Below are 24,925 nucleotides of genomic sequence, written 5' to 3'. Positions count from 1 at the left end.
ACTCGTCGTCTTTCAAGCTGCGGCTCACCGCAGTCACTTACAAAAGTAAGCTCCTGAGGATGAGATAGCTTGTCGCCTGGCTGCAGCTTGAAATCCATAGAGTATATATCCGTCGTCTTGAAACTACTGTGCTGTCAACTGTGGACGCCAATCCCAGGATATAAACTAGGCAAGCACTGCTTTTTTGCCGTTGTGCGTTTGGTTTTCTGCCGTAACTGGGGCAAACTGCTTACAGCGCGTTGAACATAGTCATAAAGAAGAGGCCAACATGTTTACCGGTATCGTACAAGGCACCGCCCCGCTGGTTGCCATTGATGAAAAACCCAACTTCCGTACCCACGTTGTTGAAATGCCTGATGAGCTGTTACCAGGGCTGGAGTTGGGGGCCTCGGTGGCCCACAACGGCTGCTGTCTGACCGTCACGGAGATCGCCGGCAATCGCGTCAGCTTTGACCTGATCAAAGAGACCCTGCGGTTGACCAATCTTGGCGATCTTAAACTGGGTGATGTGGTCAATCTGGAAAGAGCCGCCAAGTTTAACGATGAAATCGGCGGGCACCTGATGTCCGGGCATATTATCTGTACGGCGGAAGTCACCAAGATTTATACCTCGGAAAATAATCGCCAGATTTGGCTACGTATGCCAAATATCGATTTGATGAAATATGTGCTGCATAAGGGCTTCATCGGCATCGACGGCATTAGCCTGACTATTGGCGAGGTGGTCAATAACCGTTTCTGCGTACATTTGATCCCGGAAACCCTTGAGCGCACCACGCTGGGTAAAAAGCGCCTGGGCGATAAGGTCAATATCGAGATCGATCCGCAAACTCAGGCGGTGGTGGATACCGTCGAGCGCGTGCTGGCTAATCGTGAGGCTGCGTTAGCTGTAACCAGCTCACTGGCACCCAAAGCCTGAGAACCCTATACCGATAACCACACTTAGGAGCTAAACGTGAAGTTTTATGGGAAAACGATGATGCTAGCGGCGCTGTTGGCGCTGACCGCCTGTTCAAGTTCCCCGGAACAGGCGAACTCACAGTCGGCCGAGGCTGAAGATGATACCTGTGGCGCAGCGCAATATCAGAATTATGTGGGTAAACCGCTGTCTGCGTTGGACGGGGTCAATATTCCTCAACAGGTACGAACCATTCCTTATAATTCTGCAGTGACCATGGACTTTAATCTAAAGCGCTTGAACTTCCTGGGTGATAGCGAAGACAAGATCATTCGCGTTTATTGTGGCTAAAGCATAAAAAAACAAACCCCGGCAGCCCGGGGTTTGTTTTCTCAGAGGGTCATAATGTGTAGGAGAGTTGCATGCTGTGCCTGCCTTGCATTCAGCGAGGAACGCGCAGACCGCCTTCGACGCCTTTGGGGCTGAATACCACCTGCCAGAGTTGAATATCGCGAGCGCGGAACGCCCCGGCGCAGGCATTAAGGTAATAACTGAACATCCTTTCGAAACGTTCGGAATAGCGCGACGCCAGCTGTGGCCAACTCTGTTTGAAACGTTCATACCAGGCCATCAGGGTGCGGTCATAGTCTGCGCCGATATTATGCCAATCTTCCATGACGAAATGGCCTTCGCTGGCCTGGGCAATATGTTTCACCGACGGCAGGCAACCGTTGGGGAAGATATATTTGTTGATCCACGGATCAACGTTCATATCGGTCTGGTTGGAGCCAATGGTATGCAACAGGAAAATGCCATCGGGTTTTAAATTACGTTCCACTACCTTGAAATAGGTGCGGTAGTTCTTCGGCCCAACGTGTTCGAACATGCCAACCGAGACGATGCGGTCAAACTGCTGGTGGAGATCGCGGTAATCCTGCAGCAGAATTTCCACGTCCAGCCCGGCACAGCGTTCTTGCGCCATTTTTTGCTGTTCGGCAGAGATGGTGACCCCCACCATGGAAACGCCATAGTGCCTGGCCGCATAAGCAGACAGGCCGCCCCAGCCACAGCCGATATCCAATACCCGCATGCCGGGCTGCAGGTGCAGTTTTTCACAAATCAACCGTAGCTTGGCTTCCTGTGCTTCTTCCAAGGTAGTGGCCTGTTGCCAGTAGCCACAGGAATATTGCATATAGGGATCCAGCATCTGGGTAAACAAATCGTTACCCAGATCGTAATGCTCTTTGCCAACGATCCAGGCACGCTTTTGGGATTGCAGATTGGTCAGGCGGGCGGCGGCAATACGCAAGATATCTTTCAGGTGGTGGGGCAGTTTCTTTTCCAGACCGGCTGCGACAACCCGCTGAAAAAACATGTCCAGCCGTTCACATTCCCACCAACCGTCCATGTAGCTTTCGCCCAGCCCCAGGGAGCCGTTTTGCAGTACGCGTTTAAAGAAATTGGGATTGTTGATCTGAATATCGAAAGGGCGTGAGCCATTGATTTCAATACCGGCCATGCTAAGCATTTCATGTGCGATACGATACCAATGGTTATCCTGGATGCTCAGATCTTCTATACACGATGAACTCATAGCTTCTCCATCACCTTCTTCTGACTTATGATCCTGCAGAATTTAGCGTAGACAATTTCTACAGGGACATACGTATACCTACGGTAAAAACTCACCGTGGCGTCTGAAAACCGACTGGAACAGAGGAAATTTAAGAGGCTCTTTGCGCCAAAGGACGCGGGTAAATGCAACCTTAAAAAAAGTGTGATGCCATCCACGTACGCAGCAGTTGCTGCAATAAGAGCTTAGTATAACTGTTATTCTAAAAGGTTGCTTTTGAGTATAGGCTTGCCGAGGTGCAGACTCAACTGCAAATCGCGCTCGGCAAGAATTTTCATTAAGTGACTATTTTAAAAGGTAATTATTGCGCTGACTCAACACGTTCCTGCCGCGTTACCTGCGTTTCATCTGTTCCTTTGCCACGTTGGATCAGGTAGCCCAAGGCCGCCAAGAATACGGTGGCAACCATTACGGTGGCAGTGGCTAGCAGCGGCCGGGCGATAAATGCCGAAACCAACAGGCTGGCTATAAAGCATAATCCCAACTGTAGCGTGTTTTGCAGCGCTGCGGCTTTGCCACTGTTGTTGGGGAAGGGCATCAACGCATTGGCCACCAGGATCGGATAGCTGGCACCGTTTACTAACGCCATGAAGCAGAACGGGATCAACAGCGTGGTCAACGTTGGTTCACTCAGCGTGGCGATCAGATACAACGCCGCCATGCTGATACCGTAAGCTAACAGCAACCACGGCAGCAAGGTTTTGCCAGAAATGCGATTTAAAGCGCTACGGCAGCTGTAACCCCCTAATAAGAAAGCCAGCGTTTGTGGCACATAGCTCAGGCCAATATCGTTGGGGCTATATCCCATATCGCCGAGGATAAAGGGTGAACCTGTCAGCCAAGCGAAGAAGCCGGCTGAGCAGGCGGCAAAAACCATCACGTTGCCGCTGAACACCGGTGATTTCAAGATCTGCATAAAGCCAAGGCTGGGCTTCTTATCGGCGGAAGGCACTCGTTTACTACGATCTTTCAGCAATAAGGTGGGGATCAGCAGCAGGGCGGTAATCCCCAGCAGCACGGCGAAGATGGCCCGCCATCCCATATGGTTGAGCAACCAGGCACCCAGCAGCGGGGCCAGCGCCGGAGAGAGGGCGACCAGCGGCATAATAGAGGCGAAAACGCGGTTGGCTTTGCCATCGCGGTAGCGATCGACCACGATCGCCTGCCAGGTGACGGCGGCGGAACACACGCCAATGGCTTGAATAAAGCGCAGTGACCACAGTTGTGTCACGTTCTCGACCCACAGCATACCGAGACACCCGACGGCGAACAGCGCCAGGCCAATCAATAACACGGGCTTACGGCCAATACGGTCGGACAGTGGTCCCCACAGCAATTGGGCGAAGGCAAAGCCCGCCAGGAAGATACTCAGACTGGCGCTGATCGCCCCAGCGGAGATTTGCAGATCCTGCTGCATTGCTCCAAAAGCGGGCAGGTACATATCGGTAGCCAGATAGCCCAACATACTCAGGCCGGCCAGATAGAACATAAATCCAAAATTTCGCATTGCTATTTCTCGTTAAAATTATGTTGTCGCAGGTTTTGAAGCGCCGGCAAGTGTATACGGCTGGATCTCTGCTTGTGAAACGGTAATATTTGCAAGATGCTGTTAAAAAATTTGAAGGCAAGATTATGTGGTCTGAATATTCACTCGATGTGGTAGATGCGGTAGCGCGGACCGGTAGTTTCAGCGCGGCGGCACAGGAGTTGCACCGAGTTCCTTCTGCGGTGAGTTATACGGTACGCCAACTGGAGCAATGGCTGGCTGTGCCGCTGTTTGAGCGCCGTCACCGCGATGTGGAGCTGACGCCGGCGGGGGCGCTGTTTATTAAAGAAGCGCGGGTTGTTATCAAAAAAATGCTCGATACTCGACGACAGTGCCAGCAGGTGGCCAACGGTTGGCGTGGGCAACTGAGGATTGCGGTCGATCTGATCGTCAAACCCCAGCGTAGTCGCCAATTGGTGCTGGATTTTTATCGCCATTTCCCCGATGTGGAGCTGATGGTGCAACCGGAAGTTTTCAACGGCGTATGGGATGCGCTGGTGGATGACCGAGCTGAGATGGCCATTGGTGCAACGCGGGCGGTGCCGGTAGGCAGCGGTTTTGCCTTTCGCGATATGGGTTTTATGAATTGGCTCTGTGTAGTGCATGCCAAACATCCGCTGGCCGCCTTGCAAGGAAAGCTGCGCGACGATCAGCTTCGCCCTTATCCCTCGTTGCTGTTGGAAGATACTTCGCGCAATTTACCCAAGCGGGTGACCTGGTCGCTGGACAACCAGCGGCGGCTGACCGTGCCGGACTGGGTTTCGGCGGTAGATTGTTTGCGTGCCGGGCTGTGTGTGGGTATGGTGCCCGCGCATCGGGTATTGCCGTTGGTACAAAGTGGCGAACTGGTGGTGTTACCACTGGATGAACCTTTCCCGCCCAGTGCCTGCTGCCTGACCTGGCAGCAAAATGCCCAGTCTCCGGCTATGGCCTGGCTGTTGGACTATCTGGGCGATAGCGAAACGCTCAATCAGGAATGGCTCAGTGAAGAGGAACCGGGGGCAGTGCGTCGCTAATCGGGCGCAGCACAATTTGCAGCGCCCCTACGGAGGGTTAACGGCGGTAATCGACAAAAGGACCATCTGCCACGGAGCGGCGCTCAATGAGTTTTGGATGCACTTCAATCACCTGCGACTCTTCACGCTTGCTGATTATGCGATCCAACAGCATGGTGAAGGCCATCTCGCCCAGGCGTTCTTTCGGCTGGTGAATGGTGGTCAGCGCCGGGGTGAAGTAGCGGGCATTACGCACGTTGTCGTAACCAATAACCGAGATATCCTGCGGTACACGCAACCCCAGCTCATCGGCGGCGCAGATTGCCCCCATAGCCATAATATCACCGCCACAGAAAACGGCGGTTGGGCGATGCTTTTGTGACAAGATTTGATGCATGGCTTTATAGCCGGATTCGGGCTCGAAATCCCCTTGCACGATCCATTCTTCACGCACTTCGATGTTGGCTTCCTTCATGGCTTTCAGAAAGCCCTGATGGCGACCTCCGCCGGTATTACGCGCCAGTTGACCCGGAATGGCACCGATGTCCCGGTGTCCCCGTTCGATCAGGTAGCGACCTGCCAGGTAGCCGCCCTTGAAGGCATTGTCGATAATGGTATCGGTGAAGTCTCCGCGCGCGGTACCCCAATCCATCACCACCATAGGAATATTACGGTAATCTTCCAGCATGCCCAGCAGCTGATCGGGATATTCTGAGCACATGACCAGCAGGCCATCGACGCGTTTTTGCGCCAGCATTGCCAGATAGGCTTGCTGTTTATCCAGGTTATTGTGCGAGTTACACAAGATCAGGGTATAGCCTTTGCTGTAGCAGCTGTTTTCTACCGCTTCGATCACTTCGGCAAAATAGGGGGCCTCACTCGAGGTGGCGAGCAAGCCGATCGATTTGGTGTGGTTGACCTTGAGGCTGCGGGCCACGGCGCTGGGTGAATAGTGCAGCTCTTTGATGGCGGCCCAAACGGCCGTTTTGGTATCTTCGGCGACGAAACGCGTTTTATTGATAACGTGCGATACGGTAGTGGTAGAAACGCCAGCGCGTTTGGCCACATCTTTAATCGTTGCCATGTAAAGAATGACTCCTAAACCTACATGTTACAGCATGTAAGTATGATGTTAATCGTTTGCCTGCGTAGATCCTTTCCCAGATAAGCGAAAACTGAGTTTTTAGTGCTGAAGTCGTAAATCGCTTGAACAGGGAGGGGCAGTTTATCGGTACGCAGTTGTGAACTGCGGATTTTGTCGCATATTGAAGAAAAGTGGAAGAGCTAATCGGTATTTATCCGTGGGGAAATCATAACAAGATTTTCATCACGAACTATGGGAAAATGATTTGACGTATTAACTGTGTGGCTTATGCTCTGGAAAAGCCAATCTGAGAGGGAGTTGTATATGGATACCAATTTGAAGATGTCATTACTCACTACCGTGGGTGCTTTGGCAATGATTATTGCTTTCAGTTTTGTTGCCGCATTGAACTGATCCTCAGCAAAAAACAAAGGCGCAGCTTGTGCCGCGCCTTATTAGCTAGTCACCCGTCGTTAAGCCAGGTTTTTTGCCACGAACGCCCAGTTCACCAACGCCCAGAAGTTTTCCAGGTACTTTGGCCGCGCATTGCGGTAGTCGATATAGTAAGCATGTTCCCACACGTCAACGGTCAATAACGGAACGTCTGCGCCCGTCAGTGGGGTTGCCGCATTCGAGGTGCTGACGATCGCCAGACTGCCGTCCGCCTTTTTCACCAGCCAGGTCCAGCCAGCGCCGAAGTTTTTCACGGCGGCATCGGTGAACTGCTCTTTAAAGGCGGCGAAGGAGCCGAATGACTTGTTGATGGCCTCTGCCACTGCGCCCGTTGGCTCGCCACCACCTTGCGGTGATAAACAGTGCCAATAGAAGGTGTGGTTCCAGACCTGGGCGGCGTTGTTGAACACTCCACCGGTGGAGGTCTTGACGATCTCGATCAGGGATTTACCTTCGAACTCGCTGCCTTTCACCAGATTGTTCAGGTTAACCACGTAGGTGTTATGGTGCTTGCCATAGTGGTATTCCAGCGTTTCCGCGGAAATGTGCGGTTCGAGAGCGTTTTTCTCATACGGTAATGCAGGTAATTCAAACGACATTGCTTTCTCCTTTTATAGACAATACGTCTCTCCGACGCTGTGGGCCTGGGTGGCCGAGGGCGAAAAAACGCAATTGCACCACTTTTGTTATGGTCATTAATCTTAACAACTTTCCGAGCGAAAAGAACATCCAAAGTGTGCCAAGTGGCTGATTGATTAAAGTCGCAGCGGTTTTTGATTTTCTGGGGAGTAAGGCACGGCTGAGCAGTTGGCTCAGCCGTGCTAGGTCAACGAATGGTGGTCGGGGTCACTACGCGGCGGGCGCCAATGTAATGGTTCTGCCAATAGTCGTTATCCAACTGACTGATGCGAATCTCTTCACCGGTGCGCGGTGACTGGATGAACTTACCGTTACCAAGATAGACGCCAACGTGATCGGCGGTGCCACGGTTGTTGATGCGGAAGAACACCAGATCGCCTTTCTCCAGCTCATTACGTTTGATCGGCGCTGCATCACGCAGGTGGTACATTTCGTTGGCGGTACGCGGCATTTTGATTTTCACCACGTCTTTGTACGCGTAATAAATCAGCCCGCTGCAGTCGAAGCCTGTACCAGGTGAAGATCCACCCCAGCGGTAGGGTTTACCCATTTGCCCCATCAGCTTGGCCATGGCGGTTTGCTTGGCGTGCTGATAACGTTTTTTATGGGCGGCGGAAAGTTTCAACGGCTTGTCGCGGCCAGCCAATTTTGCCGTAGCTTTGCCTTCTTCACGATGGCGACCATAGCCTTTTTTATAGCCTTTTTTAGGCGGAGTCACTTTGAGCTTGGCCGTTTTGGTTGCCTGGCTTTTGGTTTTAACTCTGGTGGTTTTTTTGGCCGTCTTTAAGGTTGCCGGTTTGGTTTTTAGCGTTTTCGGAGGGGTGGCTGCCTTCACTTTTTTATTGGCTTTCTCCGCTTTCTTTTTCTTGCGGTCGTCTGGCCGTGCTTCATTAACGTGACTCTTGCGCTGCTCGGCAGAAACACGTGCCTGTGGCGCAGCGTGCGCCAAATTGAAGAAGAGCTGCGTAAATAGCAGCACAAAAAGTGTAATAATTAACCGCATATCGACGTTACCAACCTTGGCTCCGAAACAGAAATCGAATGAGTCACAGTATTCCCGAAATTCACCCTATAAAACAGCGTGGATCTCATAAATACTAATCCATATTGTGAGAAAACGTTAATGGCATTTTTATTGTCGCAAAATCAAACACCTGTCGCCTAAAAAAGCGACAGAGATCATGTGGTTGGCTTATTGCTCGCCGGCATTGGGCTGCGCAAATATAATAGTGAAACGTCCCGATTAAAAATGTTATTCTGGGGCCATGTTTTAACCGGTTCGGTGTGACCGCCGTTTTTGCTGAGGCAATCAGAGAATGTCCCTGCAAAAGATGGCGTTTTCTTGGCACCGGTCCTGCCGCTACAATAGCCAGTGTGATGCATGTTGTAGCCATGATGTGGCTTGAGGAAGCAATAATGACGACGATTGAAAAAATTCAGCAGCAAATTTCTGCCAACCCGATCCTGCTGTATATGAAAGGCTCACCGAAATTGCCAAGCTGCGGTTTCTCTGCTCAGGCCGTGCAGGCACTTTCAGCCTGTGGCGAACGTTTTGCCTACGTTGATATTCTGCAAAACCCGGATATCCGTGCCGAGCTGCCAAAGTATGCCAACTGGCCAACCTTCCCGCAGCTGTGGGTGGATGGTGAACTGGTTGGCGGCTGCGATATCATCATCGAGATGTACCAGCGTGGTGAACTGCAGCCGTTGATCAAAGAAACGGCCGAGAAATATAAAGATCAGGAAGACCAGCAGCCTTAATGGCGCAGAGGTTGACCAGATAAAGTCGGGCGGCACCTTCAACAGTGCCGCCCGATTTTTTTACGTCTGTTTGTCAGCCCGTTATTGCGATTCAGCGTTGGCAATCGGCCAGCCACCGAGACGTTTCCAGCGGTTGACCAATTCACAGAACAACTGGGCGGTTTGCTGGGTATCATACAGCGCCGAGTGTGCCTGGCTGCTGTCAAACGGCATACCGGCGGCAATACAGGCTTTGGCCAGCACCGTCTGCCCCAATACCAGCCCGCTAAGCGCAGCGGTATCAAAGGTGGCGAACGGATGGAACGGGTTGCGCTTCAGGCTGGCGCGTTCGGCGGCGGCCATCAGGAAACTGTGATCAAAGTTGGCATTATGCGCCACGATGATCGCCCGGTTACAACCCTGATCCTTGATGCCTTTACGTACGGCCTTGAAAATCGCATGCAGCGCATCATATTCACTTACTGCGCCACGTAGTGGGTTATGTGGGTCGATACCGTTGAAAGCCAACGCTTCCGGTTGCAGGTTCGCCCCTTCAAACGGTTCTACATGAAAATGCAGCGTTTCATCCTGCTGTAACCAGCCATTCTCATCCATTTTCAGCGTGACGGCGGCAATCTCTAGCAGCGCATCGGTCTGAGCATGAAACCCGGCGGTTTCCACATCAATAACAACGGGATAAAATCCACGGAAACGGCCACTCAGGGCGTTAAGATCACTTTTTTCGGCCATCAGTTTCTTATCTTTAGCGAATTCAGCGCGCATTATGACAAATTTCTTGTCTTGGTGCAGCGGAGATAGAAAGCAGGGCGCAGGGCGCGCCCTGGAGAAACCTCAGTTACCGAGGCCGTGACCTGCGTGCTTGTTCTCGATCAGCTCGATCTTGTAACCGTCAGGATCTTCGACGAAGGCAATCACGGTGGTACCGCCCTTGACTGGACCGGCTTCGCGGGTGACTTTGCCACCGGCCTGACGGATGTTGTCGCAGGTGGTTGCGACATCATCAACGCCCAGCGCCAGATGACCAAAGGCGGAGCCCATGTCGTAGCTGTCGACACCCCAGTTATAGGTCAGCTCGATGACCGAGCCTTCGCTTTCATCGCTATAACCCACGAAGGCCAGCGAGTATTTGTACTCGGTGTTTTCGCTGGTACGCAGTAAGCGCATGCCTAATACCTTGGTATAGAAGTCGATGGAGCGTTGCAGATCGCCGACACGGAGCATGGTATGGAGTAAGCGCATAGTTTCCTCTGATTGGATATGCCGCGGCTGACGGCAGGTGACTTGAACAGCGTCAGACAGTATAGCCTTGTCGCATAAGGCAATTCAACGCATGTGGCAGGTGACGTTGTCACAAATAAAAATGGCTGCGGATAATAGTGCGGCAGGCGGGAGCCAGACAGAGCGCCGACACGGCGTGGACCCATCCATGGATGGCTCATATCGCGCGTCCATGCGCTCAACGGTCGGCTAACCTGTATGGCTCCCACCCACCTCAGCCTGAGGTGTCGCGGTATTTAGCGCACCTAATTAGCTGAGTGCAAAGTCAATTTAATTCACTTACAGCGTTGGGTAATCGGTATAACCCTCGGCACCGCCGCCGTAGAAGAAATCGGCACGCTGCTCGTTAAGTGGAGCCTGCTGTTTAAAGCGTTCCACCAGATCTGGGTTGGCAATATAGCTGCGGCCAAAGGCGACGGCATCGATAAAGCCTTGGGCGATCAGCTCTTCCGCTTTCTCCGCCGTATAGGCACCCGCGCCAATAATCACCCCTTGGAAGTGTGCTCTTACTGCATCGCGGAACGCGGTTGAGTAAGGTTTGCCACCGGCCCAATCCGGCTCGGAGATGTGCAGGTAGGCGATACCGCGTTTATTCAGCTCTTCGATTAGATACAGCGCCGCTTCTTCCTGATCTTCGCCGTTGTCCAGGCCATTGAACGGGCCCAACGGTGAGATACGGATGCCAACGCGATCGGCACCGATTTCGGCAATGCTGGCATCGACCACTTCCAGCGTCAGACGGGTACGGTTTTCAATGCTGCCACCGTATTGGTCGGTACGTTGGTTGGACGCCGGAGACATAAACTGGTGCAGCAGGTAACCGTGCGCGGCGTGCAGTTCAATATAGTCAAAACCGGCTTCACGCGAGTTGGCCGCCGCCTGACGGAAATCGTTGACGATCCCCGGGATTTCGTTGGTTTCCAACGCGCGCGGGGTAGAGGTTGGCACACGGACCCATGCACCGGTTTCATCACGCACCGTGGTGCGGGTTTCGGCATTGATCGCTGAAGGCGCGACCGGAGCCTGCTGGCCTGGCTGCAAGCTGGAGTGGGAGATGCGGCCTACGTGCCACAGCTGCACGGCGATATGGCCCTGTTTGTCATGTACCGCCTGGGTGATTTTTTTCCACGCGGCGATTTGTTCTGGGGTATGCAGACCGGGAGCTCCGGCATAACCTTTCGCCTGGAAAGAAATCTGGGTGGCTTCGGTGATCAGCAGGCCAGCGCTGGCACGCTGAGCATAATACTCCGCCATCAACGGTGTAGGGATGTCACCTGGCTCGATGCTGCGCAGACGAGTCAGCGGGGCCATGAACACGCGGTTGGGCAGGGTGGTGTGGCCAACTTTGAGCGGAGAGAACAATTTTTCAATCTTCATAGTGCATCCTATAGTATTAGACCAGTCGACTAGTGATGATAAACAATATCGCTAACCTGCTTTTGGGTAAAAAAAGGGGTTTTATGGCTGCGCTGGACGCAACAGCAGTTCGATACTTTCCAGCGCACAGGTCAGTGGAGCGACCGAGTGGCGGATTTTAGCCCGCAACGATGCGCCCAACCACAACGAATACAGCGTTTCTGCCGTGGCCGCCGGGCTCATGGTGATAGCCAGTGAACCTTCACGGATGCCGCGTTCGATCGCGTCTTGTAGATGACCAATCACGCGGCTGGTACCCGCTTCCAACGCATGGCGCATAGGTTCAGAAAGATCGCTGACCTCTGCGGAGAGTTTCACCGCCAGGCAAGCGTTATGGCACTCACTACGACAGTGGAAGCTGATGGCCTGGGCGTAATAACTTAATAACTGATTACGCGCATCGCTACGAGAGTCGGCAAACAGCGCCTGCATTTGAGCGTCGTAATGGGCAAAATAGCGTTGCAACATCGCTTCGCCAAAAGCTTCCTTTGAGCGAAAATAGTGATAGAACGACCCTTTGGGCACGCCAGCGGTAGCGAGCAACTCACTGAGGCCCATGCCGGTAAAACCAAGGCGCAGGCTGAGCGTTTCGCCGGTAGCGAGCAGATGTTCTCGGGTATCCCCGTTGCAATTCGTCTGTTTTGTCATAATGAAAATGAGAATAATAGACTGACTGGTCTAGGTCAAGTCGCCGATAGAAAAACCAGCAAAAAAATTCCGGTTCAGACGGTAAGTATTTCAGCCAACTTACACTCTGTAGCGGAGCTGTATACGCTATCATAACCCTAGGGGCGCACATGCTGCACCCGTCTAGTTGCGGCAACGTTGCAGAATATCCAGGTCGGGCTGATATTGCCGTGTCTGCACGTTTAGCATGCCTAACAAGGTGTGGAACAGATTATCCTGTGAAATCTTACCGGTATCTGCCAGGGATTGCAGGCATTGGCGGTTGATGCCGAAATTGTGTTGATAATCGGCAGACATCCACATCAGGAAAGGCACGTGGGTCTGCTGTGACGGTGCGAACATATAAGGCGTACCGTGCAGGTACATGCCGTTCTCCCCGAGCGATTCACCGTGATCGGAAAGATAGACCATCGCCGTATTGAATTTACCGCTGTAAAGCTGTAGCAGCTTGATGGTGCTATCCAGCATGGCATCGGTGTACAGCAGCGAATTGTCGTAGGTATTCACCAATTGCTCGTGGGTGCAGTCCTGGATCTGGTTGCTGTCACAGGTCGGTGAGAACTGACGTAATTCGGGCGTAGTGCGGCGATAGTAGGCCGGGCCATGGCTTCCCATCTGATGCAGCACGATCACAGCATCTCCTTTCAGGCCGTTGATATAATCGTCCAGTTTATGCAGCAGCACGTTATCCATACAGACATCGCCGTCGCAATACTGTGAAAGCTTCAACTTGGTCATGTCGATATGTGGGATACGATCGCAGGCCCCCTTACAACCGCCATCATTTTCGCGCCACAGCAGGTTCAGTCCGGCATGTGCCATCACGTCCAGCATGCCTTCCTGGTGAGCGGCCAAGGTGGCGTTGTAATCGCTGCGTGGCATGTTGGAGAACATACAGGGCATGGAGATAGCCGTTTCGGTACCGCAGGAACTGGCATTTTTGAAATAAACTACATGGTCCTGCTTCAAGCGGGGATTGGTTTCGCGCGAGTAACCACCTAGCGAAAAATTCTCTGCTCGTGCGGTTTCGCCGACCACCAGTATCACCAGGGTCTTCTTGGCCTGGCTGCTAATCACCGGGCCTAAATGGGCATCTTCACCAATCTTGACCAGCGGCAGATTTTGGTGGAAATAACGGTGTTGAACATAGTTGATGGTGCCAGCCACAAAATTGCTTGGGGTGAGCATTTTCACCACGCTTTTATTGTTACGGATCAGCGAGGCGTAATCTTTGTAGAATAACGCTGCAACCAACAGGATCACTACCACGGAAAGCATCACATTGGCCGCGCGCAGGCCAATCATGTACCACCAAGGGCGGGTTTTATTGATGCGTACAAAGCACACGAAAACGGCAGGCAAAATGCCCAGCAACAGCAGCCATAACCCCATACGAGGGGTAAGCAACGCCGTTGCTTCCTGCGTATTGGTCTCGAAAGCGTTCTGCATCATATTGCCGTCAATCACCACGCCATAGCTGAACATGAAATAGTTGGCCGCCGCGCTGCCGAGCAGTAACAGAATAACCAGAGGTTTACGCAGGAACGGAATGGTTAATACGCTGAAGATAATATTCAGGGCACAGAAAATAACCACCGGCATAGTCGCCGCAAAAATGACGTTATGTACGTTATCAAAGGTGATATATGACCAGGCCTGGTGGATAAATAGCAGGTTCTGGAAAACCGTGAAGAATAAGGCGCAAGCCAGGATAAAACCCAGGCCGTTGCATTGTAATGATTGACGTAAGCGCATTGCCAAATCTGGATCCTGCCATGATGTAATGCGCCAAAATTTACCAGATGAAACTTAAGATAACCTTAGACCTAACAGCGGCTGCAACGATGCAGCCGCTTGATACTCGCTACCCACAGAAACCTGGCGACCTATTAATAGGCGGCGGTGAACTGCGCCTTGATGAACTGCGGTTTTTCAACCTCATCGATAATGGCAACGGCGAGGTCTTCCACCGAAATATTGGCCGGTGCGTCACCCTTCATCAGCAATTGCGTCGTGCCCAAACGGAACTGACCGGTACGCTTGCCGGGTTCCAGCAAGGCAGCAGGAGAAAGGTAGGTCCAATCCAACTGGGTTTCTTTTTTCAACGCATTACGTAAATCCCGTACCGCCTGGGCCCCTGGACGAATATTTTCCGGGAACTGCGGGGTATCAACCAGCTCAACGCCTGGAGCCACTTCCAGGCTACCGGCACCGCCAACGTACAGCAGGCGCTTAACCGCGGATTGTTTTACCGCCGCCAGGATTTGTTGGGCACCTTTAGCGGTTTTCTCATACAGATCCGCTTCCGCCCAACCTGGGTTATAGGCGCTGATTACGACGTCATGGCCAGCCAACTGTTGTGTCAACCACGGGCCGTCGGCCACGTCACCCAGGGCGACAGTGAGATTGGCATTATCCGGCAGATCTTTTTTCTGACGGGCGATGGCGGTCACTTGCAGGCCACGGGCCAATGCTTCATCCACTACGCGGCGGCCAACAAAACCGGTTGCTCCAATAATGACGATTTTCATGAGGTCTCTCCTGTGAAATATTGTTTAGCAGGTTGCCGTACCACTCAGTAGCGGCGCAGTAGAAATACTATAAGTCTTAACAATGTGGTTGATTAGTGCCATATTCATGCTTTCTTGATTAAGTAAAACTTCATAATCATGGATAAACTGAATCGAATGGCGGTATTCGCCACCGTGGTGGCCGAGGGCTCCTTTGTTGCGGCGGCCCGTCGGCTAGAGATGACGCCCTCTGCGGTCAGCCAGCATATGCGGTCGTTAGAAAAATCGTTGGGCGTGCCGTTATTGCACCGCTCGACTCGCCGCTTGGCACTGACCGATGCGGGGGAAGCCTTTTACCCCGGCTGCGAAGCCATGTTGCAGGAAGCACAGCGCGCGGAGCAGCGGCTGGCGGAACTGCGGGATACGCTGGTGGGCGAACTACGTATTGCCACCACCGTCGGGATCGGTAGCGGCCCCTTGGCGGAGGCCCTGGCTCCCTTGCTGTTGGCACACCCAAAGCTGACGCTGCGCATTCTGGCAGACGACCAGGTGGTGGATATGATCGAGCAGCGGGTGGATATTTCGCTGCGCGTAAATCTGCAACTGGCAGACACTAACCTGATCGCTCACCCGCTGACTGCCTGGCCCATGGTGCTCTGCGCCGCGCCGCGTTATCTCAGCCAGCATGGCGTGCCAGAAACGCCCCAGGAGCTGGTGCAACACCGCTGGATCACCGGCAGCGGCCACGGGCTGCATCTCGATTTGCATCACCATACGGGAGAAACATTCAAACTACGCCTGGCGGCGGGGCAGGTTGTCAGCGGTAGCATGAACGTGATCCGGGCCTTTACCCGCAATGGTCTGGGGATTTCCGGCCAACCACTGTATGAGATTGGTGACGAACTGCGCCGGGGGGAATTGATCGCCCTGTTACCGCAGTGGCGGCCAGCGCCATATCGGCTGCATGCGTTGACTCTGGAACGGGTTCTGCCGGAGAAGACGCGCCAGGCGCTGCACTATTTGCGGGAATATTTTCGCCGTCATGGGGAAAAGCCACTTGCCAATGGCACCGATGACGTCTTCAATTAACATGACAACGCAGGAGGACGTGTGGCGCAGCAACTCGAGTTCTTTGACATCCCCAGCCCGTGCCGTGGCATTTGCCAGGCTGATGAGCGCGGCTATTGTCGCGGTTGCCTGCGCAGCCGCGAGGAGCGCTTTGGCTGGATGCAAATGAACGATGTCCAGAAAAAGGACGTCCTGCGCCTATGCCGCCAGCGTTACCTGCGCTCACTGCGTACCGGCAAGCAGCCGGAAGAAATCCCGCCAGAGCAGCCCTCGCTGTTTTAAGTTTTATTTTTAATTTTCCCGATCTACCGCACGTTGAGGCAGCTTTTGCGTTTCCTACACCTTGGGCGCTTGTGTATGCTGGCGTTAACTACTGTCATGAGGTTTAACAATGCTGAATCGTATTAAGCTGGCGCCACAGGGGCCTGAATTTTCCCGCATGATTTGCGGCTACTGGCGTTTGATGGAGTGGGGTATGTCACCGCAGCAGTTGCTGACGTTTATCAAGCAACATGTAGAGCTGGGGGTGACCACGGCGGATCACGCAGATATTTATGGTGGTTATGCCTGTGAGCAAGCCTTTGGCGAAGCTATCAAGTTACAGCCCTCGGTGCGCCAGGGGATGGAACTGGTGTCGAAGTGCGGCATCGCTACCACCGCCAAACCGGGTAACCCGATCGGGCATTACATCACCGATCGCGAGCATATTGTGCACAGTGCAGAGCAATCTTTATCACACCTGCACACGGACTACCTGGATTTATTATTGATCCATCGTCCCGATCCGTTGATGGAGGCCGATGAGGTAGCAGAAGCCTTTGTGGCGCTGCATAAAAGCGGCAAGGTGCGCCATTTCGGCGTTTCGAACTTTACGCCAGCACAGTTTTCCTTATTGCAGTCGCGCCTGCCGTTCTCGCTGGTGACCAACCAGGTCGAGATATCCCCGATCTATCAGCCAGCGATCCTTGATGGTACCTTGGATCAATGCCAGCAACTGCGTATCAAACCGATGGCCTGGTCTTGCCTGGGCGGCGGGCGGTTGTTCAGCGATGCTGAGTTCCAGCCGTTACGTGATGAACTGCAAACGGTGGCGCAAGAGATGGGTGCCGAAACCATTGAGCAGGTGGTGTATGCCTGGGTGATGCGCTTGCCATCGGCGCCGTTGCCAATTATCGGCTCCGGCAAAATCGAACGCGTACGCTCGGCCCTTAAGGCACAACAGCTGACGCTGAGCCGCCAGCAGTGGTTCCGCATTCGTAAAGCGGCACTGGGTTACGACGTACCTTAAGTCTTTGCTGCACAACCCTCACTCATTTGGAGTGGGGGATATCCGTGGTAACAACGCCAGTCAGGCTTCCATTGTGGTGATGTTTTTTAGCCATCAGCCATTAATGGGCGCAGCCTCACACTTCTTGCTGATCATAAAAACGTGATAATTCATAGGGGTTAACTGAATTGATTAATCAGATACAGGCTCTATACTTCCTAGGAACGATAACTATCGCATGGAGATTGAGTGATGAAACGTTATTGGTGTGCGGCATTGGGTTTGATGGCCTGTGGCGTTGCCCAGGCGGCAACGGTTGATGTCGAAATGAATCTGGTGACCGGCCAGGGAATAGGTCAGGACATTGGTAAAATCACAATTAGCGAAACGCCTTACGGTCTGTTGTTCACCCCACTGCTGAAAGCCTTACCTGCCGGCGTACACGGTTTTCACGTTCATGAGAAAGGCAGCTGCGAGCCGGGTATGAAAGACGACAAGGCGGTAGCCGCACTGGCTGCGGGCGGCCACTTTGATCCGGAGAAAAGCGGCAAGCATCTCGGGCCTTATGATGCCAACGGGCATTTAGGCGATTTGCCAGCAATCTATGTCACGGCGGATGGCATGGCTGACACCCAGGTACTGGCTCCGCGCTTGAAAAAAATCAGCGAAATCGAAGGCAAGGCGCTGATGGTACACGCCGGGGGGGATAACCACTCCGATCACCCCAAACCTCTGGGGGGTGGTGGCGATCGCTTCGCCTGTGGCGTAATCAAGTAAATCAGCCGCCCGCGTCAGCCTGGCGTGGGCGCTGTTACCGCTTCCGGTGGAATGAGCGCCTGCTGTAACTGCTGCAGTGAGCAGTACAGCCGCCAAATCAAGCCTGCCAAATCGCGTGCTGCCTGTTCTGGATGCTGGGCAAGCGCGTTACTCATACGCTGCAACTCCTGCAAGGTGGCGTCTAACGACGCATGTTGCACCCCTTTCTCAGTCATGACTCCCTTCAAACAATGAATACAGACGTCGCGCACTGCGGCCAGCGGATCTGAACGGGTTTGCCAATCACGCAGTTGCCAGACCACGTGGCTGCAGTTCAGCAGCACGACTCCCCAACGCAATAGCCAGGTGCGAGCCTCTTGATCCAGGCTTTGATTCAGTTGACTGATGCGGTGATAGATACGCGACTCAAACTGGCTTTCGCTTTGCTGCGGTTTCTTACTCAACTGATCGATAAAATCACGGCGTAACGCGCGGATAATCCGTCGGCTTTTACGTTTGTCCGAACTGGGGCGCAGGATTTGGAAAGCCAATCCGGCCAACAGCACGCCGGCAATCTTGGCGAGGCTGTCATTGATATACCCCTGATAATCGTAGCTCGGCGGGTTGGTCACGGCGAGAAACGATCCCATAAACACGATCAACTGACCCCACAGTGGGGCATAGGGCGGATTTTGCAGTTTCATCATCTGCATCGTGACCAAGGTCGGGAACAGGAAGGCGCAGAATACCCAGAAGTCGTCGATCTGGATCATCAGGCCAAACTTCATCACGAAGCAGAAGGCAAACAGCAGGGAGATGGCCTTCAGTAAGGTGGTGATGGATTTGATCGGCGAAGGCGTAGAGGAATAGAGCACGCAACTGATAGCGATCAGCGTCAGCGCGGAACTGCCGGAGTCCCACTGGGTAGTGATCCAATAAGCGCAGCCGATCAGGATGCACAAGAAGGTACGTAGCCCGTTGTAGGCGGCCTCAACGCTGTCGGTATGGCGCGCTAGTGAGGTTACCCGTGGTGGTTCGATATCACTGACCTGGGTAGCGTTTTCCAGCCGTTGTAGCCAACGGGTACAGCGCAGATAGAGCCAGCAAAAGTGGCGCAGGCGCAGGAAAAAGGCCCGATGGCGATAATCGGCCGGATCCTGAGGGGCGATGGCGACCAGAATATGAGCCAGCCGGTATTTATCTGTGGTCGGATCGCGTAATTCATTCAACAACTGCTCCAACACCGTCGCCAGATTTTCCGGGCGCTCTGGCCAGTTTAACAACATGCGGCGCAGGCTGGAGATGACGCTGGTGATGCGCAATTGCTGGTGCAGCATGTAGTTGAGGATATTGTTTTGCCGACGCAGTCGGTAATGGCTCCAGAAGGCCTGAATGCGCAGCAGGTTCATGGTCAGGATCTGGCCGATAACGCCCTCGTGGGAGGTGCGCATCCGCGGGCTGATTTCCGGTTGCCACAGCATGGCAGCATGTTCCAGCAGGCGTAAGTGCATACGGCGTAGCGATACCAGCAGAGTTTCGCCATCCGAGGTGCTTGGCAAAATCATCATCATCAATCCGCCGCACAGGATGCCGGTGATCACCTCACAGACGCGCGCCTGAGTGATATCAAAAATTTGCTGGGTGTCGGTAATGTTAACCGTACCAAACACGATAATCGCGGCGGTATAGCCCGCCAGGGCAAAGGCGTAGGAGACATTGTTCTGGTAGTGGTTGGAAATGTAGGTGCACAACCCCAACCAACTGGCAATTGACAGGGTGAATAACCAGGGATCGTTCAGGCAACCGGCAATCAGCAGCGAAGCCATGGCACCAAGCAGGCTGCCAAAAATGCGACCAATGCTCTTGCTGATCACGCCGCCGACCGTCGGAAAGCTGACGACGGCGGCAGAGGTCAGTGCCCAGTAGGGTTCATCCAGCTGTAAAACGAAGGCGACCCACAATGCCAGGCACATTGCCAGGGTATTGCGTAACGCATAGCGCCACTGCCCTGCGGTGGCTTTACCCCAGGGCGAGCGCTTCCATTCAAGAAAGGGCAGGTTCACACATTAGTCCTGCTGATGAATTGAAATGGTGCAGGTGGTACCTGCTACCAGGGGCAGATCGGCCGGAACATTGATCAGCCTGATACGTACCGGCACCCGTTGTGCCAGGCGCACCCAAGGCACGTTGGGTTTCACATCCATCAGCAAATCACTGCTGCTGTCGGCGCTTTGGTCGTAGATGGCCCGGCCAATGCTTTCGACCACCCCTTGCAGCCGAATATTACCGTTATACAACACGATATCCGCCTTGCGGCCCTCTCTGATATGCCTGAGCTTGGTCTCTTCGAAATAACCGAGCACATAGAACGAATGGGTGTCGACCAGCGCCACCAACGGCGTTCCTGCTGTGGCATAGTTGCCGACGCGAGCCTGTAAGTTGGTGATGTAACCGTCGGTAGGGGCATAGATCCGCGTTTTGCTGAGGTTCCATTTGGCCTGTTCCAGATTGGCCTGCGCCGCCTTATACGAGGCTTTCATGGAGGCGGCGGCCAGGTTTGACTCATCCAGATCTTCAGAGGAGATGACGTTACGGGGCAGGCTGCGGCGACGGGCTGCTTCATGATTGGCCTTGACCATATCTGCCTGCGCTTTGGCCTGCGCTGCCTCGGCATTGTCTAACGCAATTTGGTAAGGTACTGGGTCAATGCTGAAAATCAGGCTTCCCGCAGTGACGAACTGGTTATCACGAACCCGTATCTTCTCCAATCTGCCAGAGACTTCCGGGGTAATGTTGACGAGCTCTGCCCGCACCTTACCGTCGCGTGTCCAGGGGGATTGCATGTAGTAATTCCATAACCACCAGCCGGCACAAAGCGCGATGGCGCAAACAATAACCGTCGAGAAATACTTTAATGTCTTATGCTTCATGAGCTACCAACTCGCTAGGAGCCATAGGGAACCGCTGACGGTAATGACGAAAATGGACAGATCCATCAGCATAGGGTGCCAGATATCACCGGAGTACATCCAGTCGCGTAGCAAATGATGCACCAGCAACCAGAAGACTAATCCGAGTAAGAAAGCTTTAAATAGAGGAGGGAAATAAAGCGATGCACCCAGCACCAGATCGGGCAGTGGTGACGCAGTATAGAGCCAAGTCGTATTCACGTTAGCAATCCCGATGAGTGAATATGAAGGATGTTTGCATAGAGGATAACCAATTACTGATAAAAATGTGTCTATTTTTACGATTTGGATTATATACATTTGTGTTTTTAATGTTAATTAACCAAAATGGGCTACACTTTTGGGATTAATGTTAGCATGCTAACTATAAGGAGGGGGAAGTGGAATCAACGTTAGGTTCAGATTTAGCACGATTAGTTCGTGTTTGGCGTGCGCTGATCGATCATCGGCTGAAGCCGTTGGAGCTCACACAAACGCATTGGGTGACGTTGCACAATATAAATCGGTTACCGCCTGAGCAGTCGCAAATCCAATTGGCAAAAGCGATCGGTATTGAGCAGCCTTCATTGGTCCGTACCTTGGATCAACTGGAAGAAAAAGGGTTGATCACCCGTCACACCTGCGCCAACGATCGACGTGCCAAGCGCATCAAATTGACCGAGGCGGCGGAGCCGATTATTCGTGAAGTGGATAGTGTGATCACCTCGACCAGAGGTGAAATTCTTGGCGGTATCTCGGCAGAAGAAGTAAGACTTTTAGTCGGTCTGATTAGTAAGCTGGAACAGAACATCATCGAACTGCAAGAAAAACAATAAATCCAGCGCCTTTTTTATTCAGCTAAGTCACAGCAACAGACAGAAACCGGAGGCCCAGGGGCCTCCGGTTTTGCATTCAGGCAACGAAGTTACAGTGGAGAAACGGTAACGGTACTGCCATTTTGCGCCATACGAACGCGCTGCCCTGGGCTGAATTTAGTTGCCCCGGCTTTCTGTACCACCACGATATTTTCTTTATTATCGGTTTTGATTTCCAGCTCCCAGGCGCTGCTACGGCTAGCTGCGCTACCGACGCTGTCGCCTACCACACCACCGGCTACGGCGCCCGCTGCGGTTGCCAGGCTACGGCCGGTGCCACCACCGATGGTGTTCCCCAGGAACCCACCCAGGACTGCGCCGCCGATAGTGCCAAGCATGTTTGAGCCTTCACCGCCCTGAATTTGTACCGGGCGTACGGACACCAAGGTTCCAAAGGTCACGGTTTGTACCTGTTTAGCCTGAGAGGCGGAATAGACATCCCCGGACGCGGTTTGGTTTGCACAGCCCGCCAGTGTGACTGAGGCGAGAGCGACAACGAGAAGACGCTTGATCATATAAAGCTCCTGCAGTTGGTAATTCAGATCTGGGAGATAGGCCCAAACCAAGTTCTATAAATATTACAGCAAAAATGGCTGAATCGGTTTGATATCATCCATGAACTGCTTCTGTATACAGCTTAGCCTTTCTCTGTTCAACCAATAATAAACGGTGGTTTAGCTTTATGACAGAACTGAAAACAAATAACCGACGCTTTTATTTTCCCCCTCCGAATTGTTGGTTATGTAACCAGTTTTCGACATAAAATAAACAACTTCGCTCACAGGCTGTAAAAAAGACATCATAATTCATGGCGTTAATTGCACAATTCTGGTCTATTTAGAGGGTGAAAACGGTTGCAACCTGGAAAGGGTAAAGGATAGTGCTGATGAAGTCAGGCCGCTATATTGGTGTTATGTCTGGCACCAGTCTGGATGGGATCGACGTGGTGCTTGCCGCGATCGATGAACGTATGGTGGCGCAACAGGCAAGCTATAGCCACCCAATGCCGATCCAACTGAAAAAAGATATTCTGGGGATGTGCCAAGGGCAGCAGACCACGCTTTCTGCTGTAGGACGGTTGGATGCCCAGTTGGGCACGCTGTTCGGTGAAGCGGTGCTGGGGCTGTTAAAGCAGACCGGTATTCCGGCTCATGAAATCACCGCCATTGGCTGTCATGGTCAAACGGTGTGGCATGAGCCGGAGGGCGAAACGCGCTTTTCGATGCAGCTTGGGGACAATAACCGGGTGGCTGCCTTGACCAATATCACCACCGTGGGGGATTTTCGCCGCCGTGATATGGCCTATGGTGGCCAAGGGGCGCCTTTGGTTCCCGCGTTTCATCAGGCTTTGTTGGCTCACCCGACCGAGCGCCGTATGGTGCTGAACATCGGCGGCATCGCCAACCTGTCACTGTTACTACCTGGTGCACCGGTGCGCGGTTTTGATACCGGCCCGGGGAATATGCTGCTGGATGCGTGGGTATGGCGACACCGCACGCAACCTTTTGATAAAGACGGCCTTTGGGCGATGGAAGGGCGCGTCTGCTTACCGCTATTGCAGCAGATGTTGGCCGATCCTTATTTCGCCTTACCGGCCCCGAAAAGCACCGGTCGAGAATATTTCAATATCAGCTGGCTGGAAAAGCAGCTGGCGACGTTGCCGGGGTTAACCCCGGTGGATGTGATGAGTACGCTGGTGGAGTTGACCGCCACCACCATTAGCGAGCAGGTTATGCTGGCTGGGGGCTGTGAGCGGCTGCTGGTTTGTGGTGGCGGTGCTCGTAATCCACTGCTGATGGCGCGAATGTCCGCTTTACTGCCGGGTACCGAGGTGGCAACCACCGATCGCTTTGGCGTCAGTGGGGATGATATGGAGGCGTTGGCCTTTGCCTGGCTGGCATTTCGCACCCTGTCCGGTCAGCCGGGTAATCTGCCTTCGGTTACCGGTGCCAGTTGTGAAACTCTGCTGGGTGGGATTTATCCGGTTTTGCCGTTGGGCCACCGCTAGCTCTGTTAGGATAAAGAAAGGGTTAATATCTTAAGGAGCACCTGATGAAAAAAATTGCGATGGTAGCCGGAGTTCTGGTGTTGGCGGGGTGTAGCTACGTGATCCCGCAAAAGAGCGAAACGCTGCATTATCAATGCGGAACGACGCCACTCACTGTAGAGCTCAATGGTGAAGAGAGCACGGTCAGCTTGCTGATGGACGGCGAACAGTTGAAGCTGAAACAGGTGCTGGCGGCGTCCGGTGCCAAATACAGCGACGGTAAATACACCTTCTGGTCGAAAGGGCAAAATGCCTTTGTCGAGCGCAATGATAAAGTCATCATGAGCGATTGCGTGCAGACTCAATAAACCGACCTTGTCACTGTAGCAGCAGAATGATTGAGATCCTGCTGCTACAGGCGCAGAATATGACAACGAATTTACCGCTTGGTTGCTAATCCAGATGACTGATAATAATGAGTTTGATGTGGCGGATCTGCGCCGTGAATATACCCGTGGCGGGCTGCGCCGTAACGATCTGACCGCCAACCCCCTGGAGTTGTTCGAGCGCTGGCTCAAACAGGCTTGTGAGGCGCGTCTGGCCGATCCTACCGCCATGTGCGTTGCTACTGTGGATGAGCAGGGGCAGCCTTTCCAACGCATCGTGCTGCTAAAGCACTTCGATGACCAGGGCCTGGTGTTTTATACCAATCTGGGCAGCCGCAAGGCGCAACAGCTGGCGCAAAACCCGCATATCAGCCTGCTGTTCCCGTGGCATATGCTGGATCGCCAGGTGATCTTCCTCGGCAAGGCCGAGCGGCTATCGACGCTGGAAGTGATGAAGTATTTCAACAGCCGCCCCAAAGACAGCCAGATCGGTGCTTGGGTGTCGCAACAGTCAACGCGCATTTCTGCCCGTGGTATCCTCGAAAGCAAGTTTCTTGAACTGAAGCAAAAGTTCCAGCAAGGCGAGGTGCCCTTGCCCAGTTTCTGGGGCGGTTTCCGCGTCAGATTTGATTCCGTTGAGTTCTGGCAAGGGGGCGCGCACCGCTTGCACGACCGTTTCCTGTATCAACGCGAGGAAAATGACTGGAAAATTGACCGACTGGCACCCTGATAGACGGA

General features: G+C 53.2%; 28 protein-coding genes. 13 read left to right on the top strand and 15 right to left on the bottom strand.

Features of this window, described 5'->3' with window-relative positions; genetic code table 11:
• Window positions 1-268 precede the first annotated feature (268 nt).
• Window positions 269-919, top strand: a complete 651-nt coding sequence (locus ABIE29_RS09970; RefSeq protein WP_429618380.1) for a riboflavin synthase subunit alpha — start codon at window positions 269-271, stop codon at window positions 917-919.
• 36 nt (window positions 920-955) lie between these two features.
• Window positions 956-1,249: an I78 family peptidase inhibitor gene (locus ABIE29_RS09965; protein ID WP_429618379.1), complete on the top strand. Its 294-nt coding sequence runs from the start codon at window positions 956-958 to the stop codon at window positions 1,247-1,249.
• Window positions 1,250-1,340: 91 nt separating this feature from the next.
• Here the strand turns inward: ABIE29_RS09965 and cfa are convergent, their stop codons facing one another.
• Together cfa and punC are read right to left on the bottom strand one after the other, a co-directional pair.
• Window positions 1,341-2,492: a cyclopropane fatty acyl phospholipid synthase gene (cfa, locus tag ABIE29_RS09960; RefSeq protein ID WP_429618378.1), complete on the bottom strand. Its 1,152-nt coding sequence runs from the start codon at window positions 2,490-2,492 to the stop codon at window positions 1,341-1,343.
• A gap of 340 nt (window positions 2,493-2,832) precedes the next feature.
• Window positions 2,833-4,038: a purine nucleoside transporter PunC gene (gene punC, locus ABIE29_RS09955; RefSeq protein ID WP_429618377.1), complete on the bottom strand. Its 1,206-nt coding sequence runs from the start codon at window positions 4,036-4,038 to the stop codon at window positions 2,833-2,835.
• A 125-nt stretch (window positions 4,039-4,163) separates the two neighbouring features.
• Between punC and punR the strand changes: the two genes are divergently transcribed.
• A complete protein-coding gene (gene punR, locus ABIE29_RS09950) occupies window positions 4,164-5,093 on the top strand; it encodes a DNA-binding transcriptional activator PunR (RefSeq protein ID WP_429618376.1) in 930 nt (309 codons plus the stop codon).
• Between the two features lie 37 nt (window positions 5,094-5,130).
• Here the strand turns inward: punR and purR are convergent, their stop codons facing one another.
• On the bottom strand, window positions 5,131-6,156 hold the full coding sequence (gene purR, locus ABIE29_RS09945) for an HTH-type transcriptional repressor PurR (RefSeq protein ID WP_429618374.1): 1,026 nt from the start codon (window positions 6,154-6,156) through the stop codon (window positions 5,131-5,133).
• 324 nt (window positions 6,157-6,480) lie between these two features.
• Here purR and ABIE29_RS09940 point away from each other — a divergent pair, with 324 nt between their 5' ends.
• Window positions 6,481-6,570: a YnhF family membrane protein gene (locus ABIE29_RS09940; RefSeq protein WP_429618373.1), complete on the top strand. Its 90-nt coding sequence runs from the start codon at window positions 6,481-6,483 to the stop codon at window positions 6,568-6,570.
• A 59-nt stretch (window positions 6,571-6,629) separates the two neighbouring features.
• Here ABIE29_RS09940 and sodB read toward each other — a convergent pair whose 3' ends face one another.
• Window positions 6,630-7,208 carry a superoxide dismutase [Fe] gene (gene sodB, locus ABIE29_RS09935; protein WP_429618372.1) on the bottom strand — a complete coding sequence of 193 codons (579 nt, stop codon included), beginning with the start codon at window positions 7,206-7,208 and terminating at the stop codon, window positions 6,630-6,632.
• Between the two features lie 227 nt (window positions 7,209-7,435).
• A complete protein-coding gene (locus ABIE29_RS09930; RefSeq protein ID WP_429618370.1) occupies window positions 7,436-8,251 on the bottom strand; it encodes a C40 family peptidase in 816 nt (271 codons plus the stop codon).
• 410 nt (window positions 8,252-8,661) lie between these two features.
• Here ABIE29_RS09930 and ABIE29_RS09925 point away from each other — a divergent pair, with 410 nt between their 5' ends.
• The gene (locus tag ABIE29_RS09925; RefSeq protein ID WP_172413932.1) at window positions 8,662-9,009 is read left to right on the top strand and encodes a Grx4 family monothiol glutaredoxin; all 348 of its coding nucleotides are present in this window, start codon (window positions 8,662-8,664) and stop codon (window positions 9,007-9,009) included.
• An 81-nt stretch (window positions 9,010-9,090) separates the two neighbouring features.
• Here the strand turns inward: ABIE29_RS09925 and rnt are convergent, their stop codons facing one another.
• The 6 genes from rnt to ABIE29_RS09895 all read right to left on the bottom strand — a co-directional run bounded on the left by rnt (window position 9,091) and on the right by ABIE29_RS09895 (window position 14,921).
• The gene (gene rnt, locus ABIE29_RS09920) at window positions 9,091-9,771 is read right to left on the bottom strand and encodes a ribonuclease T (RefSeq protein ID WP_025119713.1); all 681 of its coding nucleotides are present in this window, start codon (window positions 9,769-9,771) and stop codon (window positions 9,091-9,093) included.
• Window positions 9,772-9,840: 69 nt separating this feature from the next.
• A complete protein-coding gene (gene gloA / locus ABIE29_RS09915) occupies window positions 9,841-10,248 on the bottom strand; it encodes a lactoylglutathione lyase (protein WP_429618368.1) in 408 nt (135 codons plus the stop codon).
• A gap of 318 nt (window positions 10,249-10,566) precedes the next feature.
• On the bottom strand, window positions 10,567-11,664 hold the full coding sequence (locus ABIE29_RS09910) for an alkene reductase (protein WP_021178092.1): 1,098 nt from the start codon (window positions 11,662-11,664) through the stop codon (window positions 10,567-10,569).
• A gap of 81 nt (window positions 11,665-11,745) precedes the next feature.
• Window positions 11,746-12,351, bottom strand: a complete 606-nt coding sequence (locus ABIE29_RS09905) for a TetR/AcrR family transcriptional regulator (protein ID WP_021804550.1) — start codon at window positions 12,349-12,351, stop codon at window positions 11,746-11,748.
• Between the two features lie 162 nt (window positions 12,352-12,513).
• Window positions 12,514-14,145 carry a phosphoethanolamine transferase EptA gene (gene eptA, locus ABIE29_RS09900; RefSeq protein WP_429618366.1) on the bottom strand — a complete coding sequence of 544 codons (1,632 nt, stop codon included), beginning with the start codon at window positions 14,143-14,145 and terminating at the stop codon, window positions 12,514-12,516.
• 134 nt (window positions 14,146-14,279) lie between these two features.
• Window positions 14,280-14,921, bottom strand: coding sequence for an NAD(P)-dependent oxidoreductase (locus ABIE29_RS09895; RefSeq protein ID WP_429618364.1), 642 nt, complete (start codon window positions 14,919-14,921; stop codon window positions 14,280-14,282).
• A 138-nt stretch (window positions 14,922-15,059) separates the two neighbouring features.
• Here ABIE29_RS09895 and ABIE29_RS09890 point away from each other — a divergent pair, with 138 nt between their 5' ends.
• The 4 genes from ABIE29_RS09890 to sodC all read left to right on the top strand — a co-directional run bounded on the left by ABIE29_RS09890 (window position 15,060) and on the right by sodC (window position 18,012).
• Window positions 15,060-15,989, top strand: coding sequence for a LysR substrate-binding domain-containing protein (locus ABIE29_RS09890; RefSeq protein ID WP_429618363.1), 930 nt, complete (start codon window positions 15,060-15,062; stop codon window positions 15,987-15,989).
• A gap of 21 nt (window positions 15,990-16,010) precedes the next feature.
• On the top strand, window positions 16,011-16,250 hold the full coding sequence (locus tag ABIE29_RS09885) for a DUF1289 domain-containing protein (protein WP_021804547.1): 240 nt from the start codon (window positions 16,011-16,013) through the stop codon (window positions 16,248-16,250).
• A gap of 109 nt (window positions 16,251-16,359) precedes the next feature.
• Window positions 16,360-17,256, top strand: coding sequence for an aldo/keto reductase (locus ABIE29_RS09880; RefSeq protein ID WP_429618361.1), 897 nt, complete (start codon window positions 16,360-16,362; stop codon window positions 17,254-17,256).
• 231 nt (window positions 17,257-17,487) lie between these two features.
• Window positions 17,488-18,012 carry a superoxide dismutase [Cu-Zn] SodC gene (gene sodC, locus ABIE29_RS09875; protein WP_429618360.1) on the top strand — a complete coding sequence of 175 codons (525 nt, stop codon included), beginning with the start codon at window positions 17,488-17,490 and terminating at the stop codon, window positions 18,010-18,012.
• Between the two features lie 14 nt (window positions 18,013-18,026).
• On the opposite strand, the gene ABIE29_RS09870 is transcribed toward sodC, so the two are convergent.
• Genes ABIE29_RS09870 through ABIE29_RS09860 form a run of 3 tightly spaced genes read right to left on the bottom strand, consistent with a single transcriptional unit; the run spans window position 18,027 to window position 21,161 of the window.
• Window positions 18,027-20,054: an FUSC family protein gene (locus ABIE29_RS09870; protein ID WP_429618359.1), complete on the bottom strand. Its 2,028-nt coding sequence runs from the start codon at window positions 20,052-20,054 to the stop codon at window positions 18,027-18,029.
• A gap of 3 nt (window positions 20,055-20,057) precedes the next feature.
• Window positions 20,058-20,921, bottom strand: a complete 864-nt coding sequence (locus ABIE29_RS09865; RefSeq protein ID WP_429618358.1) for an efflux RND transporter periplasmic adaptor subunit — start codon at window positions 20,919-20,921, stop codon at window positions 20,058-20,060.
• A 3-nt stretch (window positions 20,922-20,924) separates the two neighbouring features.
• Window positions 20,925-21,161: a DUF1656 domain-containing protein gene (locus ABIE29_RS09860; protein ID WP_429618356.1), complete on the bottom strand. Its 237-nt coding sequence runs from the start codon at window positions 21,159-21,161 to the stop codon at window positions 20,925-20,927.
• Between the two features lie 179 nt (window positions 21,162-21,340).
• On the opposite strand from ABIE29_RS09860, the gene slyA reads away from it, so the two are divergent.
• Entirely contained in the window at window positions 21,341-21,775 is a 435-nt protein-coding gene (gene slyA / locus ABIE29_RS09855) for a transcriptional regulator SlyA (RefSeq protein WP_429618354.1), read from the top strand.
• Between the two features lie 89 nt (window positions 21,776-21,864).
• Here the strand turns inward: slyA and ABIE29_RS09850 are convergent, their stop codons facing one another.
• The gene (locus ABIE29_RS09850; RefSeq protein ID WP_429618353.1) at window positions 21,865-22,329 is read right to left on the bottom strand and encodes a glycine zipper 2TM domain-containing protein; all 465 of its coding nucleotides are present in this window, start codon (window positions 22,327-22,329) and stop codon (window positions 21,865-21,867) included.
• Between the two features lie 371 nt (window positions 22,330-22,700).
• Here ABIE29_RS09850 and anmK point away from each other — a divergent pair, with 371 nt between their 5' ends.
• From anmK to pdxH, 3 genes are all read left to right on the top strand, one after another.
• Window positions 22,701-23,822 carry an anhydro-N-acetylmuramic acid kinase gene (gene anmK, locus ABIE29_RS09845; RefSeq protein WP_429618352.1) on the top strand — a complete coding sequence of 374 codons (1,122 nt, stop codon included), beginning with the start codon at window positions 22,701-22,703 and terminating at the stop codon, window positions 23,820-23,822.
• 44 nt (window positions 23,823-23,866) lie between these two features.
• Window positions 23,867-24,169, top strand: coding sequence for an MliC family protein (locus ABIE29_RS09840; protein ID WP_429618351.1), 303 nt, complete (start codon window positions 23,867-23,869; stop codon window positions 24,167-24,169).
• A 94-nt stretch (window positions 24,170-24,263) separates the two neighbouring features.
• Window positions 24,264-24,917 (top strand): pyridoxamine 5'-phosphate oxidase, encoded by a 654-nt coding sequence (gene pdxH, locus ABIE29_RS09835; protein WP_429618349.1) that lies wholly within the window; start codon window positions 24,264-24,266, stop codon window positions 24,915-24,917.
• The last annotated feature ends 8 nt before the right edge of the window (window positions 24,918-24,925 follow it).

Origin of the sequence: Serratia sp. 2723, from assembly GCF_050434425.1 — a bacterium.
GTDB lineage: Bacteria > Pseudomonadota > Gammaproteobacteria > Enterobacterales > Enterobacteriaceae > Chania.
Note: the sequence above shows the minus strand (reverse complement) of the source record. Positions and strands in the feature narration are given on the sequence as shown.

What these genes read in the sequence shown, in the direction of transcription:
- ABIE29_RS09970 (WP_429618380.1), top strand. Translation starts at nt 269, where the DNA reads ATGTTTACCGGTATCGTACAAGGCACCGCCCCGCTGGTTGCCATTGAT.
- cfa (WP_429618378.1), bottom strand. Translation starts at nt 2,492, where the DNA reads ATGAGTTCATCGTGTATAGAAGATCTGAGCATCCAGGATAACCATTGG.
- punC (WP_429618377.1), bottom strand. Translation starts at nt 4,038, where the DNA reads ATGCGAAATTTTGGATTTATGTTCTATCTGGCCGGCCTGAGTATGTTG.
- punR (WP_429618376.1), top strand. Translation starts at nt 4,164, where the DNA reads ATGTGGTCTGAATATTCACTCGATGTGGTAGATGCGGTAGCGCGGACC.
- purR (WP_429618374.1), bottom strand. Translation starts at nt 6,156, where the DNA reads ATGGCAACGATTAAAGATGTGGCCAAACGCGCTGGCGTTTCTACCACT.
- ABIE29_RS09940 (WP_429618373.1), top strand. Translation starts at nt 6,481, where the DNA reads ATGGATACCAATTTGAAGATGTCATTACTCACTACCGTGGGTGCTTTG.
- sodB (WP_429618372.1), bottom strand. Translation starts at nt 7,208, where the DNA reads ATGTCGTTTGAATTACCTGCATTACCGTATGAGAAAAACGCTCTCGAA.
- ABIE29_RS09930 (WP_429618370.1), bottom strand. Translation starts at nt 8,251, where the DNA reads ATGCGGTTAATTATTACACTTTTTGTGCTGCTATTTACGCAGCTCTTC.
- rnt (WP_025119713.1), bottom strand. Translation starts at nt 9,771, where the DNA reads ATGCGCGCTGAATTCGCTAAAGATAAGAAACTGATGGCCGAAAAAAGT.
- gloA (WP_429618368.1), bottom strand. Translation starts at nt 10,248, where the DNA reads ATGCGCTTACTCCATACCATGCTCCGTGTCGGCGATCTGCAACGCTCC.
- ABIE29_RS09910 (WP_021178092.1), bottom strand. Translation starts at nt 11,664, where the DNA reads ATGAAGATTGAAAAATTGTTCTCTCCGCTCAAAGTTGGCCACACCACC.
- ABIE29_RS09905 (WP_021804550.1), bottom strand. Translation starts at nt 12,351, where the DNA reads ATGACAAAACAGACGAATTGCAACGGGGATACCCGAGAACATCTGCTC.
- eptA (WP_429618366.1), bottom strand. Translation starts at nt 14,145, where the DNA reads ATGCGCTTACGTCAATCATTACAATGCAACGGCCTGGGTTTTATCCTG.
- ABIE29_RS09895 (WP_429618364.1), bottom strand. Translation starts at nt 14,921, where the DNA reads ATGAAAATCGTCATTATTGGAGCAACCGGTTTTGTTGGCCGCCGCGTA.
- ABIE29_RS09890 (WP_429618363.1), top strand. Translation starts at nt 15,060, where the DNA reads ATGGATAAACTGAATCGAATGGCGGTATTCGCCACCGTGGTGGCCGAG.
- ABIE29_RS09880 (WP_429618361.1), top strand. Translation starts at nt 16,360, where the DNA reads ATGCTGAATCGTATTAAGCTGGCGCCACAGGGGCCTGAATTTTCCCGC.
- sodC (WP_429618360.1), top strand. Translation starts at nt 17,488, where the DNA reads ATGAAACGTTATTGGTGTGCGGCATTGGGTTTGATGGCCTGTGGCGTT.
- ABIE29_RS09865 (WP_429618358.1), bottom strand. Translation starts at nt 20,921, where the DNA reads ATGAAGCATAAGACATTAAAGTATTTCTCGACGGTTATTGTTTGCGCC.
- ABIE29_RS09850 (WP_429618353.1), bottom strand. Translation starts at nt 22,329, where the DNA reads ATGATCAAGCGTCTTCTCGTTGTCGCTCTCGCCTCAGTCACACTGGCG.
- anmK (WP_429618352.1), top strand. Translation starts at nt 22,701, where the DNA reads ATGAAGTCAGGCCGCTATATTGGTGTTATGTCTGGCACCAGTCTGGAT.
- ABIE29_RS09840 (WP_429618351.1), top strand. Translation starts at nt 23,867, where the DNA reads ATGAAAAAAATTGCGATGGTAGCCGGAGTTCTGGTGTTGGCGGGGTGT.
- pdxH (WP_429618349.1), top strand. Translation starts at nt 24,264, where the DNA reads ATGACTGATAATAATGAGTTTGATGTGGCGGATCTGCGCCGTGAATAT.